Source organism: Parvularcula maris (assembly GCF_024505085.1).
Lineage (GTDB): Bacteria > Pseudomonadota > Alphaproteobacteria > Caulobacterales > Parvularculaceae > Parvularcula > Parvularcula maris.
Map to the genome: position 1 here is coordinate 42,675 of NZ_JANIBC010000016.1, position 16,945 is coordinate 59,619.

12 protein-coding genes are annotated in these 16,945 nt (G+C 63.8%); 9 read left to right on the top strand and 3 right to left on the bottom strand.

What is annotated here, in order from left to right; translation table 11 throughout:
* Positions 1 to 7: 7 nt before the first annotated feature.
* Positions 8 to 1,222, bottom strand: coding sequence for a serine palmitoyltransferase (spt, locus tag NOG11_RS13180; RefSeq protein WP_256620244.1), 1,215 nt, complete (start codon positions 1,220 to 1,222; stop codon positions 8 to 10).
* Complete coding sequence (locus NOG11_RS13185) at positions 1,219 to 2,190, bottom strand: NAD-dependent epimerase/dehydratase family protein (RefSeq protein WP_256620245.1); 972 nt, start codon at positions 2,188 to 2,190, stop codon at positions 1,219 to 1,221. The genes spt and NOG11_RS13185 overlap by 4 nt, the downstream gene beginning before the upstream one ends.
* A 317-nt stretch (positions 2,191 to 2,507) precedes the next feature.
* Between NOG11_RS13185 and NOG11_RS13190 the strand changes: the two genes are divergently transcribed.
* Genes NOG11_RS13190 through NOG11_RS13205 form a run of 4 tightly spaced genes read left to right on the top strand, consistent with a single transcriptional unit; the run spans position 2,508 to position 6,022 of the window.
* A complete protein-coding gene (locus NOG11_RS13190; protein WP_256620246.1) occupies positions 2,508 to 3,710 on the top strand; it encodes an Nramp family divalent metal transporter in 1,203 nt (400 codons plus the stop codon).
* Positions 3,701 to 4,444: a 5-oxoprolinase subunit PxpA gene (gene pxpA, locus NOG11_RS13195; RefSeq protein WP_256620247.1), complete on the top strand. Its 744-nt coding sequence runs from the start codon at positions 3,701 to 3,703 to the stop codon at positions 4,442 to 4,444. The genes NOG11_RS13190 and pxpA overlap by 10 nt, the downstream gene beginning before the upstream one ends.
* Positions 4,434 to 5,063 carry a 5-oxoprolinase subunit PxpB gene (gene pxpB, locus NOG11_RS13200; protein WP_256620248.1) on the top strand — a complete coding sequence of 210 codons (630 nt, stop codon included), beginning with the start codon at positions 4,434 to 4,436 and terminating at the stop codon, positions 5,061 to 5,063. The genes pxpA and pxpB overlap by 11 nt, the downstream gene beginning before the upstream one ends.
* On the top strand, positions 5,060 to 6,022 hold the full coding sequence (locus NOG11_RS13205; protein WP_256620249.1) for a 5-oxoprolinase subunit C family protein: 963 nt from the start codon (positions 5,060 to 5,062) through the stop codon (positions 6,020 to 6,022). The genes pxpB and NOG11_RS13205 overlap by 4 nt, the downstream gene beginning before the upstream one ends.
* 63 nt (positions 6,023 to 6,085) lie before the next feature.
* On the opposite strand, the gene NOG11_RS13210 is transcribed toward NOG11_RS13205, so the two are convergent.
* Positions 6,086 to 8,068: a sensor histidine kinase gene (locus NOG11_RS13210; protein ID WP_256620250.1), complete on the bottom strand. Its 1,983-nt coding sequence runs from the start codon at positions 8,066 to 8,068 to the stop codon at positions 6,086 to 6,088.
* 46 nt (positions 8,069 to 8,114) lie between these two features.
* Between NOG11_RS13210 and NOG11_RS13215 the strand changes: the two genes are divergently transcribed.
* The 5 genes from NOG11_RS13215 to NOG11_RS13235 form a co-directional block, all read left to right on the top strand.
* Positions 8,115 to 8,747, top strand: coding sequence for a response regulator (locus NOG11_RS13215; RefSeq protein ID WP_256620251.1), 633 nt, complete (start codon positions 8,115 to 8,117; stop codon positions 8,745 to 8,747).
* A gap of 78 nt (positions 8,748 to 8,825) precedes the next feature.
* Entirely contained in the window at positions 8,826 to 14,015 is a 5,190-nt protein-coding gene (locus tag NOG11_RS13220) for an Ig-like domain-containing protein (RefSeq protein ID WP_256620253.1), read from the top strand.
* Between the two features lie 43 nt (positions 14,016 to 14,058).
* Entirely contained in the window at positions 14,059 to 14,634 is a 576-nt protein-coding gene (locus NOG11_RS13225) for a cohesin domain-containing protein (protein WP_256620254.1), read from the top strand.
* A 517-nt stretch (positions 14,635 to 15,151) separates the two neighbouring features.
* Positions 15,152 to 16,081 (top strand): arabinan endo-1,5-alpha-L-arabinosidase, encoded by a 930-nt coding sequence (locus NOG11_RS13230; RefSeq protein WP_256620255.1) that lies wholly within the window; start codon positions 15,152 to 15,154, stop codon positions 16,079 to 16,081.
* A 96-nt stretch (positions 16,082 to 16,177) separates the two neighbouring features.
* Positions 16,178 to 16,945: family 43 glycosylhydrolase (locus NOG11_RS13235; RefSeq protein ID WP_256620256.1), on the top strand; the 768-nt coding region annotated here is incomplete at its 3' end.

Below are 16,945 nucleotides of genomic sequence, written 5' to 3' on the forward strand. Positions count from 1 at the left end.
CAGTCGCCTACTCGGCAGCGTGGGACTGGCCCATGGACTCGCGGGTGGCGGCGAGCTTGCCGAAGGCGAAGAGGATCGTCTCGATATCCTCCTCTGTGTGCGCTGCAGAAAGGCTGAGACGCAGGAGGCAGGCGTTCTGCGGCGTCGTCGGCGGCAGAGCGAGGTTCACGTAGAGGCCGCTCTCGATGAGCTGGGTCCACGACATGATGCCTTCGATGTCACTGCCGATCTCCACCGCCACGATGGGGCTCGGCGGCGAGCAGGGCTCGAAGCCGAGCTGCTTGAGGCCCTGGTGGACGCGGTGTGCGGACTTCCAAAGCCGGTCGCGCAGATCATCGCCGTCGCGGACGATCGGCAGCGCCGCCTTGGCGGCAGCCGCATCCGCCGGCGAGGGAGCCGCGGTGAAGGTGTAGGAGCGCATCAGCGGCTGAAGACGGCCGAAATCCTCGTGCTTGGAGGCGCAGAAACCGCCGACCGAGCCGAAGCTTTTGGAGAAGGTGCCGGTGAAGAAGTCGATCTCGTCAAGGACCCCGGCCTGGTCCGCGACGCCCCTGCCCTCCTCGCCGAAGACGCCGATGGAGTGCGCTTCGTCGATGAGGATATAGACGCCGTGCTTCTTGCAGACCTCGACGAAGTCCGCGACCGGAGCGACGTCGCCGAACATGGAGTAGAGCCCCTCGATCACCACGATGGTGGAGCCGGTGACGCTGCCCTTGTACTTGGCCAGCTTCTCATCGAGGCTCTTGGGATCGTTATGGGCGAAGCGCACCATCTTCGCGCGAGACATGGTGCAGGCGTCGTAGATGCTGGCGTGGCTGTCGCGGTCGATGACCAGAAGGTCCTTGGGACCGGCCAGCGTCGCGATGGCGGCTAGGTTCGCCTGGTAGCCGGTGGTGGTGACGACGACGCTGGGCATGCCGAGCCAGTCGGCCAGGCCCTCCTCTAGGCTCACATGGTCGCGGTAGGAGCCGTTGGCCATGCGGCTGCCCGTGGTGCCGGTGCCGTAGGCGTCGATGGCGTCCTTCGCGGCGCGCTTCACACGCGGGTCGAAGGTCAGGCCGAGATAGTTGTTGGTTCCCGCGAGGACCAGGCTTCTCCCGTTGCCCGCCGCGCGGGTCGGCGAGGTGAACGCCGAGAACGGCATCCCGAAAGGGTTGGTCTCCATCTGCTCAGCAAGCGTGTACCGATCCAGGAAGGGACGAAACTTGTCGAAGATGGTCATGCGTGCGGCCTTTCGGATCGGAGGGTCATCTCCGCTAGCTCAGATACATTCGATTGACATAAAAACGGTGCCAACACCGAAGCGAGGTCCTGTGTCCTGCCTTCGCCAGGAGAGCGCGCGGACCAGTCGCGGTGCAGCATCTCGGAAACCTTGCCGCGGCTCATGACCCCGGCGCCTATCCCCGCGGCCCGTGCAAGCTCCGCAGCGGCGCCGACGACATAGAGGATCGGTGAGGGAACGGGAACGGTTCTGACGGTGCGCCCGGAGAGCCGGGCTGTAGCCTCGGCAAGGTCGGACCAGCTCGTGGAGGCGATAGTGGCAGGCTCCACCGGATGGCTCGACCGCTGTTTCGGCAGGCTGACGACGAACCGCGCCAGATCGTCCGCCGTGACGAGCGACAGGCGCTTCTCCTTCCACCGGCGAAGGCTGGGGACAGGGAGAAGACCGGCGCCCAGCGAGGCGAGGATCGGTCTCATCGCCTCGTCATCGTGACCGAGAACGGCAGGAGGCCTGACGATGGTGACCGCCATGTCCGGGCCTGCCGCACGCAGGACCGCCTCCTCCCCCAGACGTTTCGACAGGGCATAGGGCGAAAGCTGAGGCTCCCTCGCCGCCTGAGAGGAGATAAGGACGAAGTGCCCGGCGCCCGCCTCACGGGCTGCGATAGCGACGTTCTCGGCCCCGCGGACATTGACGTGGTGAAGCGCCTCATCGGATCCGGCGGTCAACCCAGCGATGTGGACGACGCGATCGGCCTCTCTACATAGCTCAGACAGCGCATCGCGATCATCGAGGTCGCCTCGCATCCAATCGGCGGAGGCTTGGCCGGGAGAGCTGCGATAGAGCGCTGTCGCGGGGCTGCCGCCCAGACAGCGAAGCACGGCCCGGCCTACCAGACCGGTACCGCCTGTCACCGCCCAGCGCTCGCCATTGGCGCCTACGCTGCGATCTTCGTCACCAACACTCAAACTCTGCCCGCCGGTTTTCCATGACTAAACCATGACAGTCGAGCGAAGTTGGTCATTTTGCAAGTCATGTTCTCTCGGACCGATTGTTGCAGGGGCCGAGCGTCCCCTTCTCAGAGTGTACGCCGCCGCCTCTTGCGCCGCCAGCGGCGGGAATCGGGGCGTTCGCGGAAGGGGCGCGGCCCCGCCGCCTCAGGTGACATTGAGTAACAATGCATTGCTGCCTGCAGGACTAGCGGTGCCTGGAAGATCGCACGCCTGCTATTTGAAACCTTGGGGGCGCATCTGATACGGCGCCCTTTTCAGCGGGGACGTCGTCTATGGAGGCGCAGAAGAGGCGCGGGGGGTTCGGTCCCGGCATGCTGGTGGCCGCCGCGTTTGTCGGGCCGGGCACCGTCACCACGGCCACGCTGGCCGGGCAGACCTTCGGCATGGCGCTTCTCTGGGCTCTGGTCTTCGCTACTCTAGCAGCCGTCGTCCTGCAGGACATGGCAGCGCGCCTTGGGGCGGGTGGCGGGCGAGGCCTTGGAGAGGCGCTGAGGCTTTCGCTGCGGACGCCCATGCTACGCTACACGGCGCTGGCTCTCGTCTCCATCGCCATCCTTCTCGGCAACGCCGCCTATCAGGGGGGGAACCTCGCCGGAGCAGCTTTAGGCGCCGAAGCTACAGGGGTCACCATCGGCCGCCGCTTAGTCGTCGTGCTCATTGCCGTCCTCGCAGCCAGTGTGCTGCTGCCTGGGCGCTACCGGCTGTTGGAGGGGGTGCTGGTGGGGATCGTCGCCCTGATGAGCGCCGCGTTCCTCCTCGCGCTGGCCTTGGCTAGGCCCGACCCCGCGGCACTCTTCGCAGGTTTGCGCCCGCAGCTTCCCGAGGGCAGCCTGCTGACCGTTCTGGCGCTGCTGGGCACGACGATCGTTCCCTACAACCTCTTCCTGCACGCCGCAGCCGCCAAGGAGCGGTGGCCCGGCGGCGGGTCGGTTCCGGCCGCTAGAAGAGACAATGTGGCAGCGATCCTGCTGGGCGGTCTCGTCTCGGCGGCCATCCTGATCGTCGCTGCCAGTTCCGGGAACGGCGAGGGTCAGACCGGACTGGCGGACGCTCTTCGCGAGAGCTTTGGCGGGCTGAGCCGCTACGTGATGGCAGCGGGCCTCCTGGCGGCGGGTCTGAGCTCGGCCGTCACGGCGCCTATGGCCGCCGGGTTCGTCGCAGGCGAGCTGTTCGCGAGCAGCGAGGCCGAAAGGGTGCGCTATTTCCGCCTCGCTTCCCTAACCGTGCTGCTGACGGGGACGGTGATTGCCGCGCTCGGCCTACGTCCCGAGGCGCTGATCCTTCTCGCCCAGGCCGCCAACGGATTGCTTCTGCCGGTGGTGGCCGTCTTCCTCCTCGCTCTGATGAACCGAAGCGACCTTCTCGGCAGCCACCGCAACCGTCTGTGGTCGAACATAGCGGGCGGGCTCGTCGTTCTGACGGCCCTCTTCCTTGGCCTTCGCGGCCTGCTCAGGGCATTCGGCCTATGGCCATGAAGATCGACCTCAACGCCGACCTCGGAGAAGGAATGGAGCATGACGAAGCGCTCCTTCGCTTCGTGACGAGCTGCAGCGTCGCCTGCGGCGGTCACGCCGGGGATGCGGTTTCGATGCGGCGGACACTGAAGCTGGCGAAAGTGGCGGGCGTACGGGTCGGCGCTCACCCTTCTTACCCCGATCGAGAGGGTTTCGGACGGCGGTCGCTCGACATCGACCAAGCCAAGCTTGAGGCAAGCCTGACCGATCAGATCACCGCCCTTCGCAGGATCGCGGACACCGAAGAATATACGCTCACCCATCTCAAAGCCCACGGCGCGCTCTACAACGACGCTACGGGTGACGAGGTCAAAGCCGAGCTCCTCGTTCGTCTGATCGAGAACCTTCTTCCAGGCGCTAGCCTTCTCGGACCACCAGGCAGCGCTCTCGAGCGAGCATCACACGGGCGCCTAGCTTTCCTAGCCGAGGGGTTCATCGACCGCGGCTATCGTCAGGACGGAACACTCGTTCCGCGCACCGAACGAGGCGCTTTCGTCTCCGAGCCTGACGCGCAGCTCAGCCAAGCGCTGGCCCTCGCCACAGAAAAACCCCTCGAGGCGGATGGCGGCATGCTCCGTCTCAAAGCAGCAACACTCTGTATCCATGGTGACGGTCCTGGTGCTGATCAGGTGGCTCAGAGGTTACGAGCCGGGCTAGCTCAGTCGGGAGTGAGCGTCGAACCCTATGCATGCTGACATCAAACCCCTCTCCGACCGAGCGCTCAGTATAGCGACGAAAAATGCCGGTGAGGCCAGGCGGCTTGCAGAGCACCTGCGCAGTGAGGGAGACTGGCAGGACGTCGTGGCGGGTCTGCGTTCCGTCGCGGTGTTCTACGACCCCCTGTCCCAGACCGCTGCAGCAGTGGCGGAGGCTTTGCTGAAGGCTGCGGAAAGCATGCCGCCCTATCGCGCCGCGGCGCAGATCGCGCATATCGACATTCCCGTCCGTTACGGCGGGGAGGACGGCCCGGACCTCCTACTTCTATGCGAAAGAAACGGTCTTTCTCCTGAAGAGTTCATCGAGAAGCACACCGCACCCCTTTACGAGGTCGCCCTGATGGGTTTTCTTCCGGGCTTCGCCTATCTGTCGGGCCTCGACCCGGCCCTGGCAGCCCCGAGGCTCGATGAGCCGCGGATGCGCGTACGCGCGGGTTCGGTCGGGATAGGCGGTAACGAGGCAGGCATCTACTCCCTGGACGGATCGGGGGGCTGGCCCATCATCGGCCGTACCGAGAAGAAACTCTTCGATAGAGGCTCCGACGAACCCTTCCTGCTGTCTCCCGGCGCCACCATCCACTTTCATCGCGCCCCATGATCGAGGTTCTGAACCCAGGTCTTCAGACCACGATCCAGGCGGGGCCTCGCCTGGGCTACCGCCACCAGGGCGTGCCGTGGTCGGGGGCAGCCGACCCCCTCTCCCTCGCGCTCGCCAACCGCCTCTGCGGCAATATCTGGGACGCTCCTGCGCTGGAGATCACCTTCAGCCCGTTCGCCTGCAGGTTCCACAAGCGCCAGGTCATCGGCGTGACCGGAGCCCCCGCCTCGCTGGTACTGGGCGGGAGGTCCGCTGAGCAGCACCGTACGCTCACCGCCGAGGCGGGCGAGATACTCGAGATCAACCCTACACGGATCGGCAGCCGTATCATGCTGGCCGCATCGGGCGGCTTTCACGCAGACCAGCTCTTCGGATCCGCCTCCACCTACCTGCCGGCGTCCTTCGGCGGCCTTCAAGGGCGGGCGCTTCGCAAGAACGATCAGTTGACGGTGAACGAGCTCCTTCGGAACGTAGAGCACACCTCGACCCCGAAAGAGCTCCTACCGACGCTCTCCAACTCCCATATACTCCGTGTTACCACGGCACCCGAATGGGAAAGCCTCACCCCTCTCAGCCATCGACGCTTCGTCGAGATGCCGTTCTTCGCCGACCGCCAGATCGACCGAATGGGCATTCGGCTGAGCAAGAACCCTCTGCAGCTAGAAGAAGAATGTACACAGATAGAGAGCGCCGCCGTCGCTCCCGGTACGATCCAGTGCCCGGTAGGAGGCGTACCGATCATGCTCGGTCCCGACGCGCAAGTCACCGGCGGCTACCCGCGCATCGCCTCAGTCATCACCGCCGACCTCTGGCGCATGGGTCAAGTGAGACCAGGCGACCGGGTACGCTTCATGCTCGTCACCGACAACGAAGCCAACAAGGCCAGGCGCACCCTAGCTGCCATCACCACGAACTGGTGCGGCAGCGAGTGGCTGAGCGCCGCGGCGAGGGAAAGGTAGGGGCTTTTCTGTACGTACATATGAGTTCCATCCCGCTTCGAACCGCCGAGGCCGCGAACCGCTCTAACGAAGCAGCATGGCGCCTGGTCCTAGGGCCAGGGGGCGGTCGCTGGCATCGGGCTCTATGCGAAACAGGGTTCCTCTGTCTGCTGCGGACCTGACGGAGACCGTTATCCCCTCCTGAACCGCAAGCTGACGGACGATGGCGAGGCCTCGGCCGCGACCGGGTTCGCTCACATCGTCCTCCTGCCCACGTTCTCCTGAAAGGCAGAGGCGGGGCAGGTTCGAGGCCTCGATTCCCCGCCCGGTGTCGTAGACTTCGATCCCGAGCCTTCCCCGACGTTGCCTGCAGCCTACGAGGACGCCCCCTACGTCCGTGTACTCGATCGCGTTGGCCACGAGGTTCGCAACGATCCTCGTCAGCTTGAGGGGGTCGCCCTTCATCGAGCCGCCGCATGCAACGATCCGGAAGCGGAGGTTCTTGCCCTCGGCCTCCGACCGGAACATCGAGGCCACGGCGTCCAGTATCAAGTTGACCGGATGCTCCTCGCTATCGGTTCTGCCGAGCGAGACGAAGGACGCGGGGTCGGTGAGCTGGTTGTCGATCAGCTCCTCGAGGTAGTTGAGGCTCGACCGTACCGCGGTCAGCTCGGTCGCCGATGCGCGGGGGCCGCTCAGCAGGTTCCCGATCGAGCTGCGAAGGGCGTAGAGCGGCTGGCGAATGTCGTGGGTCGCATCGGCTATACGCTGCCCTCGGGCCTCGGCCGCTTCTTTCAGGTCGCTGTAGCGCCGCTCCAGTCCCGCCAGTCTTTCCGCAAGCTCGAGGCGCGCTAGATCGGCCTCCTCGCTACGGCGCCAGACCTGCAGGTAGCCGTAGACCAGCGCACACCCCATCATCGTCGCGTCGAACAGGAGCGCTCCGCGCATGATGTTGAGGACGACCTGACGGGACCCGGCCATGTCGGTGAAGTTGATGAAGACCGTGGCGAACGAGGCAATGATCAGACCGAACCATCCAATCACGAAGAAGATCGTACGCTCACCGACCTTCCGCCAGCAGAACACGGCGCAGGCCATGATGATCACAGCCGCTATCAAGAACCACATGAAGGCGTAAGCCTTCGCCTGGCTCTGGTCGATCAGGAGGGGAGTGAAGGGTATCGCGAGCGAGATAGCGGCTATCCCGAGGAGAACCCTGTCGACGACCTCGAACCGGCCCCTGGTCCTGAACAAAGCCCGGCCGAAGAGAGCCCCGAAGCCGATCAGCGCGCAACCGAGCGGAAGGCTGATGAAGTTGTTGACGACCGGTGCGTCGGGCCAGAACAGCATGAAGGCGTAGCCGTCGCGCTGCATGATGTAGAGAATGACGGTCAGGGCGTAGAGGGCATAGAACAGGAAGACGGATTCCCGCCGGAAGACGAAGGCGGCGAAGCTCACCACCACGAAGATCGCTCCGGCGCCGTAGAACATGAAGAGGCGGGCGCCTCGCCGCTCGTGTTTCTCGACGAAGCCCTCATAGGTCTCGATGCTCATCGGAAGGTGGCTGTTGCCATCGGATCGGTAGCGGATGAGAAGCACGGCCTCCTCCCCGACCGTCAGGGTGAACGGCACGACCAGGTTCGGTAGGCGGATAGGCCTGGTGGAGAAGGCGCTGTTCCTGCCCTGCTCCAGCAGCAGTTCGGTCGTGTCGCCCGCCGCCTTCCATACCGATAGCTCGGACATGAAGTTCGTGTGCAGCCATAGGACCCGCTCGATGTCGGCAGGCTCGGGGTTTGCAACCGGAAGCCGAAGCCAGATCGTATCGTCGGTGAAACCGAACTCCGGTTCGGGGCCTTCGATCGGCTGGAACCGGGAAAGGGGCAGCCGTGCGATGTCGGACGCCGCCATGTCGGTGCCCGGTTCCAGATATCCGGCCATGAAAGGACGAAGCTGTGCCAGATTGCGCGCTTCGGAGATATCGAGGCTCTTTTCTACGGCTCCTTCTGCATGAGCGCAGATCAGCATAGACAAGGCGAAGAACAGAAAGACCGAGATGCTTGTTCGCATTCTTGTTTGCCTATAAGGCTGAAGCAGGCGTAGGAAACTAGAACCGATGGTCCACACTGTTGTTATTGCGGACGATCATGAACTGGTCCGCCGCGGCGTCAATAACGTATTGGCAGTAGTTCCTGACATCCAGATCGTGGGAGAAGCCTCCAACGGCATCGAGGCTCTGGCTCAGGCGAAAAAGCACACGCCGGACCTCGTGATCCTCGATTTGTCCATGGCCTATGCCAACGGTATCGAAGTCGTGGAGGAACTGAAGCGCTGGTGCCCTGATACGCGCGCCATCATCCTAACCGGGATGACTTCACAGGGGCTCCTCTTGGATGCGTGGAAGGCCGGGGTCGCCGGTCTGTTCCTGAAGTCGGAGGAGACGTCGCTTCTGTCCGACGCCGTGCCGGAAGTTCTGGCGGGAAAGCGCGTGGCTTCGCCGAAAGTGGCCGCACTCCTCAAGGACGCCGAAGGCATAGCGAAGCAGCTTTCCGGTCGGGAGAGGCAGGTTCTTCATGGCCTGGCTTCCGGCTTCTCTCCCCAAGAGATTGCCGGGCGCCTGGGCATCAGTATTCACACGGTGGACAAGCACCGCAGCAACATCATGCGGAAGCTCGACGTTCACTCCATGGGGCAACTGATGGCAGTCGCGATCCGCGAGGGGCTGCTCGAGCCGATGACGCAGCGATAGCTCTGACGAATGGTGTGATCCCGGTATGGCATAGACCGAGGTGCTCTGTAGCTTTCCCGTCACCAGGGAGAGAAGACCATGTCAGAGCCGAAGAGCTTCGCAACAAAGATCTTTGAGGACGAAGAAGAAGACCTTCCCTTTCTCCTCTCTTCTCCCGCTTGGCACGAACAGAAAAGCGACTGGCTCCTGACCGCAGCCTCTCTGCCGAACGCCGCTGCGTCCACATCGAGCTTCACTGCCGAAGGCCAGGAACTCGCCGAGATGGTCGATGGCCTGGGACAGCTCAACAACGACATCCTCTCCGTGCGAGGTCTTTTCACCAGGGCCAAGGCCGTTGCCGAGGACATCGACAACATCCTCGGCTTCTTCGAAGACGTCGAGAACACCGCCCGCTGCGTGCGCGAGATCATCGACGGTGTCGGCAAAGCGATGACGCTGTTCGCGAAGCACCCGGTTCTCAAGACCATAGCGCGTCGCCTCAACGACGTCTTCGACGACATCGAAGACCAGATCAAAAAGATCGAGGACAAAGCTGCCGAGATCGACCATCGGCTGGAGCCCGCGAGCGCCAAGGTAGCCGATGCCATCGGCGACCTTGACGAGCTGATCGGCAAGCTGAGCAAGACAAGCAAAGGCGTCACCGACCTTTCCGACGCGACCCAGGCGGCGGATGACAACTTCATCGTCATTCAGTACCTGTCGGCGAAGCTCGCCGAACTGCTCGACACGGGCGCTGCCGGTGCCAACGAAGCGCTCGATGTCCTGAACGCGGCCGGGGATGCCACGCTCCCAGGGCTTTTGGAGCTCGAAGCCACCGTTGCCGACATGTTCGGCATTGTCGACGGCATCTCCGAGATCTCCGGCCTGGTGGACGAGGCGCGCTCCGTTCAGGCGGATATGCAGGAGATCAAGAGCTATCTCGAGGTACTGCAGCAGCCCACGGAGATCCTGCGCAAGGTCATGCTGCCGCTGGAGCCGATCCTCTCGGCTGCCGACTTCGTCTACAACACCGTCGTCGCTCCAGTGGTCGACCCCGTCATCGACGCTCTAGGGGTGGAGAAGCTGTTCGACACGATCAGGGCCGAGCTCGAAAAACTCCTTCCGTCCGGGTTCGATCTGACGCTCACCGACCTCGATACGCGCATCGCCGATCTTCTCTCAGGCCTCGACCAACCGGACTGGCTGGAGGCGCCTGAGTTCCTGGACAGTTTCGACGCGAAGGTCACAGAAACCCTCTTCGAAGTTCGCAACATGACCGGTGACGGCCAGGACGATGGCGACGAGAGTTCCGACCCCAACCTGATCATCTTCATGGAGAAGGGCGACGGGACGGGCGAGGGCATGAACTCCGCCGACCTCATCGCCGGGACCACCGAGAGCGAGACGCTCATCGGCAACGGCGGCGACGACATCTTCATCGCCAATCGCGGCGACGATACGATCTATGGGGACTATAGGGATGCCTTGGCCCCTGGCGACGTTGACTTCTCGGGTGAGGACAAGGCGATCTTCACCGGCTCCTTCGCCCAGTACGACATCTCTCGCCCTGAAAACGACCCAGAAGGCCGTGTCGTCGTCGTCGACCACCTCTCACCGATCACCCCTTCGGGGGACGAGGGAACGAACACCCTCTACGACGTCGAGAAGTTCAGCTTCGCCGACCTCGAGAACCCGATCGGCATCGACGAGCTCGACCAGATCGTCCGACTGCCCGGTAGTCAGGGGCAGACCTTTACGGGCGACGGCGAGAGGAACTTCGTGTTCGGATCGTCGGGCAACGACTATTTCGATGGCCTTGGCGGCGACGACTACCTTTACGGCGGCGCAGGCACGGACACGCTACTGGGCGGCACGGGGAACGATGTCCTCAACGCAGGCGCGAAGGGCGCGGTGGGGCTCGAGTTCCTGGACGGCGGCGAGGGGAACGACGCCGCAGATTTCCTCGACTTCGGTAGCACCGCACGGCTTCTCTTGGACCTGTCGCAGGACGGCCCAAGCGTTCACATGTTCTACACGACCAACGTGATCGTCCGCTCGATCGAGAAGGTAGGAGGCAGCCTCTACAGCGATATCTTCTACGGCGACGAGCGCGCGAACAGCCTCGACGGCCGGGCGGGCTTCGACACCCTTCGCGGGCTCGAAGGTCACGACACCCTGAAGGGCGGGGACGGCAACGATGTCCTTCTCGGCGATCTCGGCAACGACCTCATCCTCGGCGGGGACGGCGCCGATCTGATCACGACCGGGGGCGGCAGCGACACGGTCGCGGGCGGACTGGGCCTCGACCAGATCTTCTACGGCGACTACTCCCCGTCCTTCATGGACCGTTTCAACGCGCTCGGCCTCCGCCTCCGCGACGATATCCGCTACGGCACGGCGCCCGATGTCGAGGGGGTCATCAGCCGGATCGAAGCCGACCTTCACGAAGGGTTCGTGAGGAAGTACGGCGTGGACGGATCGGTCATCGGTACCGATACCATCTCTGACATCCAGGGCATCGCCGGAACCGGCGGCGACGATACGATCCGCGGTAGCGACATCGACGACTATCTCGGCGGCGGCGCGGGCAACGACACCTTTGTCTCGCGCGGAGCGAGCGGCGTGATCGACCGCTATTACGGCGACGCCGGCGATGATACTGCCCTCATCACCCCCCTGGGCATCCACTACTTCTATGCTCACGAAGGGAACGACCGGACTGAGGTTCTAGGCGAGCCGGTCCCCGGTGCCCTGTTCACCCTCTATTTCGAAGGCGGCTCAGGCACGGACGAGCTCGATCTCTCGGGCTTCGGCCGCGGCGTCGTTTCGGTCTTTGACCCGATCCCCGCCTTCTCCTGGACCGGCTACGGCCTCGGCGCCGCAGGAGAAGCAGAGACGGCCATTCTGGCCAAGGGCCTCGAAGTCCTGCGGCTGACGGACTTCGCGGACGAGGTGAACGCGAACGTCCTCCGGCAGTTCATGACAGGGAACTTCGCGGTCTATGGCGGCGCGGGGGACGACACGATCGGCGGCCCGAGCAACCAGAGCGGCGAACAGCTCCTCTTCGGTGAGGAAGGGAACGACTTCATCCTCGTCGACGGCGACCGGGTCCAGGCCTTCGGCGGGGTCGGCGACGACGCCTTCGTGGTCGAGCAGAGAGAGGTCGGCGGCATCAGCCACACCGTCTCGGGCGGGGCGGGCAACGACACCGTCCAGGTCCTCTCTAGGACAGGGGTTCTCGACGGCGGGGACGGGATCGACGTCCTCTGGTACGCGGTCGGCGACCTGCGCAACCAGATACGCGTCAGCGTAGACCTTGCAGCCAGCTCGTCCAATTTCCAGCTCGCTGGCGGCTCCATCAGCAACTTCGAGGTGGTCGTCGGCGGCCTTCTGCAGGACACGCTGGCCGGGGACGAAGGCGCCAACGAGTTGGCCGGGCGTGATCACCACGACGTCCTCTACGGCCGCGGCGGCAACGACACCCTCTGGGGCGGCCTCTACAACGACAAGCTCTATGGCGGCGACGGCAACGACCTCCTGATCGGGGGCGCAGGGCAGGACACCCTTGACGGCGGCGCAGGCATCGACACGATCTCCTACACCTGGCGCGAGGCCTACTTCTCGATCCCCGGCCTTTTCGGCCAGGATTCGGAGCGGGCGAACGTCTCGGTAGACCTAGCGGCGGGAACCGCGAAGACCTGGCAGCCCGCCACCGGCCTTCGCTACACGGACTTCATCTCGAACGTCGAGAACGTCATCGGCGGCGACGGCTTCGACACGCTGAGGGGGGACGAGGGGGCGAACCTGCTGATCGGCGGGGACGGCGACGATACGATCTGGGGAGGGGCCGGAGACGACATCCTGGTCGGCGGCAACGGGCAGGACCGTCTCTACGGCGAGGGCGGCGACGACATCATCGTCTACACGTTGAACGAGGCGGAGGGCACCTATACTAGCGCCTGGATCGAGGTCATCAGCGGGGGGAGCGGCGAGGACACCCTCGACCTCACCGGGGACCAGGACACCCTTGTATGGGGGGAAGCGGTCACCGGTATCAGGCTCGACTTCGAGGACCCCTCGGCCTCGACTTCCGGCAGCAACATGCGCGTCTTTGGCGCGCACCCCTCTCAGCCTCTCGACGTCGCCTATGTCACACCGGACTTCGAGGTCATTCTCGGCAGCATCGGCAACGATACGATCCGCGGAACGAGCATCGGCGAGCGGATCGAAGGATCGGGCCATGGCGACAAGACGCTGGGCGATGCGGACGTCCTCGACGGCCGCGGCGGCGCGGACAGCCTCTACGGCTGGGGCGGGGACGACACCCTGATGGGGGGCGACGGCGAGGATCTCATCCATGGCGGTCTCGGCGATGATCTTCTCACCGGGGGTGCGGGCCTCGACCGCTTCGTTTGGGACACGGAGAACCTTCAAGGTCAGTCCGACAGCGTCACGGACCTCGCAGAGAGCGAGTTCCTCGTTTTCGCAGGCGGCGCGAAGCTCCTGAGCCTCATTGGTTCGGCCGATTTCAATGGCGACCCAGGGCAAGTGCAAGTCAGGGCGACGGGCGGCACCACCAACCTCGCGATCGACCTCGACGGCGACGGCACTGCGGATTTTGACCTGGTACTGACGGGAGAGTTCTCTTTTGAGCTATCAGAAGAGGGCGGCGATACGGTTCTGACTGCAGGCTCGGCCTCCCCGCCTCCCCAAGCGGTGGATGACGGGTTCGACTACGTCACTGGGACCGGTGCGCAGGTCCTCGACGTTCTCGCAAACGACACACCGGAAGCCCTCCGTATCGTGTCGGTTGGTACCGAGAACACTCGAGGCATGGTCACCCTCCGCCCCGATGGTCAGATCACCTACGACGCGATGGGCGCTTTCGACATCGTCTCTGACGCGCAGAGTGTCACCGATAGCTTCACCTATGTGGTCGAGGACGCTGCCGGCCGCCGTACGACGGCGCAGGTGACCGTGTTCGCCGACCACGACGCCGATGGAATCGCGAGCTTCGAGGACAACGCCATCTTCGTCGCCAATGCCGACCAGCGCGATACGGATGGAGACGGCTACGGCAATGTGGTCGATGCCGACTTCAACGCAGACGGCGTCGTCAACGGCGTGGACTTGGGCATCTTTGCGGCCGATTTCGGTAAGACCGACCCGAGTTTCAGTCTCGATACGGATCTCAATGGTGACGGCGCCGTCAACGGCGTGGACCTAGGCATCATGGCCGACTTCTTCGGGAGCGTTCCGGGTCCGTCCTATATCGACCTTGTAGAGTGACCTTCAGCAGAGGGGTCAGAAGCCCCGATTTGGGAGTATGAAGATGATCAAGCATGGTAAGACATGGATGGGCGCCCTAGCGGCGTTCCTGCTCGGCTCAGCCGCTCAAGCCGCCGTCGTTCTGGACACGAGCGACACGAACGATCTCGAGGTGGGTGATACCTTCATCGTCACGGTCGCAACCGATGACGCCCAGGCGGCATTCGACAGCTTCCAGTTCGACCTCACCTTCGATGCCGGCATCATCGGCTATCTGGGCGGAACCTTCGGACCCGCCTTCACTTTCACGAACGCACAGCAGGAACCTCCGGGTGCAACGGGCGGGACCACCGTCAGCAACATCACGGGCGGTGTGATCTTCCAGGAGCTGAGCGGCGCGCTGACGCTGGTTGATCTCGAGTTCGTCGTCAGAGCGGCAGGCACGACCGATGTCGCCCTGTCACCGGCGGTAGGGTTCTTCCTCACGCTTCTCGGCAGCGCGGTCGAAGCTGGGACGCCCCCATCTTTCACCCTCAGCATCGCCGAAGCACCCGGCGACGCCGTACCGCTGCCAGCGGGCGCGCTGCTCTTCGCCCCTGCCCTCGCCTTCCTGGTGCGGAAAGCGCGCGCTCAGGCATAGCTGAGTTCGTCGGCTTGAGGCTGGAGCGATTGGGGCGGACCGTGATGGTCTCAACGCTTCTGCGCTTCGTCGGGGTGTGGTTCGGCCTATCCAGGGCGAGCCGCATCTCCTCGCTTGAAGCAGATGCCCGACGCCTTCCTAGGGACTGCAAGACGGACCAACTGCAGGCCGAGGCCGGGTTCCGCCAGCGCTACCGGTTCCTTCCTTCTGCTGCGATGCGGTAACGGAAGGCCGATTCCGTTTTTTGCAGGCTTTGCAAACCTTTCCATATATTAGCGGCCTTTTCACTCGTTCTTCCTTCTCCTACTCGTGGTCACCTGGAAAATGGAGGTGACCAATGCCTAGACCGTTCTTGAAAAGAACGATTTCTCTTTTCGTCGTCTCTTCATTCTTGCTTGCGGCCTGCGGGGGCGGAGGTGGCGGTGGTTCCAGTAGCCCGCCGCCGCGCACGGACAACCCCCCTCCCACGCCGCCGCCGCCGCCGCCCGCAGCGGTCGATACGGCCCTCAACACCTCGGTGACGGGCGTCCCCGTGAACTTCGTACACGACCCGACCATCGTGAAGATCGGTGACCGCTACCACCTCTTCCATACCTCCAACGATGTCGATGATGCAGGCTATATCTACTGGCGCTACTCGGACGATATGATCAACTGGCGTTTCGCCGGAGCCATCTTCGACGAGATCCCTCAGTACGCTGTGGCGGAGGTGACCGAGACCGACCCGAACGATCCTCCCGAGGGGGTCTGGGCACCGCACGCCATGGTGGTTGGCGACGAGCTTTGGGTCTACTACTCCGTGTTCGCTTATCACGAGTCCAACGGCGATAGGGAGTCCCTCTCGGGCCTGGTCACGATTCCCATCGCCGACATCGACGTCGACGATCCGATGTCGGGCTGGACCGACCAGGGGCTCGTCATCAACGCCGAGCCTGAGCCTACCGACCGATACAGCGCCATCGACGTTCATGTCCTTGAGGACCCGAACGACGGCAAATGGTGGATGACCTTCGGCAGCTACTGGTCGGGAATCGAGATCATCGAGCTCGACCCCTCCACCGGCAAGCCCTTCGCCAACACGACGCCGACCAATATCGGCGATACGGGGACGGCCCTCAACCCCATCGAGGCTCCCGTTCTCGTCTACCGGGACGGGTACTACTACCTCTTCGTGTCGAAGGATGCCTGCTGTCAGGGCTATGACAGCACCTACAACGTGGTGGTCGGACGATCGCCCAACCCGATGGGCCCCTATGTGGACCGGGACATGGTGCTGATGACCGACGATGGCGGCTATCAGGTTCTGGACAATGACAGCGATCCGACGGGCCGCTACCGTGGGCCGGGTCACAACGACATCTACAAGGAGGGCGATGACTGGTACATCGTCTACCACGCCTACAGGGCGGACGGTCTTCCCGAGCTGCGTATCCATACGCTTCTGTGAGACGAGGAGGGCTGGCCCTTCATCGACCTCGAGAACGAAACAACGCCTCCTGAGGACTGAGAGGGTCAGGCCCGCCTGCCCGGTGAGAACCCTATCGTGCAGGACTTCTGGACAGCCGACCCGGCGGTCCTGGAAAAGGAGGGGACGGTCTATCTCTACGCAGGACACGACCAGGCCGTAGGCGATGAGCCTTTCCGCATCACGGAATGGCTGGCCTACTCGACGACGGATATGCGCAACTGGACCGCGCTGGGCCCGATCATGGAGCCTACGGACTTCTCCTGGGCTAGCGGCAGGGCATGGGCGTCCGAGGTCGAGGAGAAGGACGGCACCTACTGGTTCTACACCTCCGTCGAACGGAGCGGCGGCCAGGGCATGGCGATCGGCGTCGCCCGTTCGGACCACCCCGCTGGCCCCTTCACCGATGCCAAGGGCGCTCCGCTCATCACCAACGACATGACGCCGGACAAGACCCACTGGTACAACGATATCGACCCCACCGTGTATACGGACGATGACGGTACCTCATGGATCGCCTGGGGCAACGAGCAGTACTACTTCGCCAGGCTGAAGGACAATATGATCGAGCTCGACGGCGCGATCAGGACCGCCGCCCTTCCCTTCTATGTAGAGGGGCCGTGGATCTATCAGCACGAGGAACTCTACTACCTCACCTATGCGGGCATCGACCGCAGCGCCAGCAATGACGAGCAGATCCGCTACGCCACGTCGTCCTTAGTCGAAGGACCCTGGAACTATCGCGGCATGCTGACCGGCTCCGCCGAGAACAGCTTCACCATCCATCCGGCTACGGTGGACCTAGAGCGTTTTGATGTCATTCCGTCTTGTAGCCAGCGGCGGAGA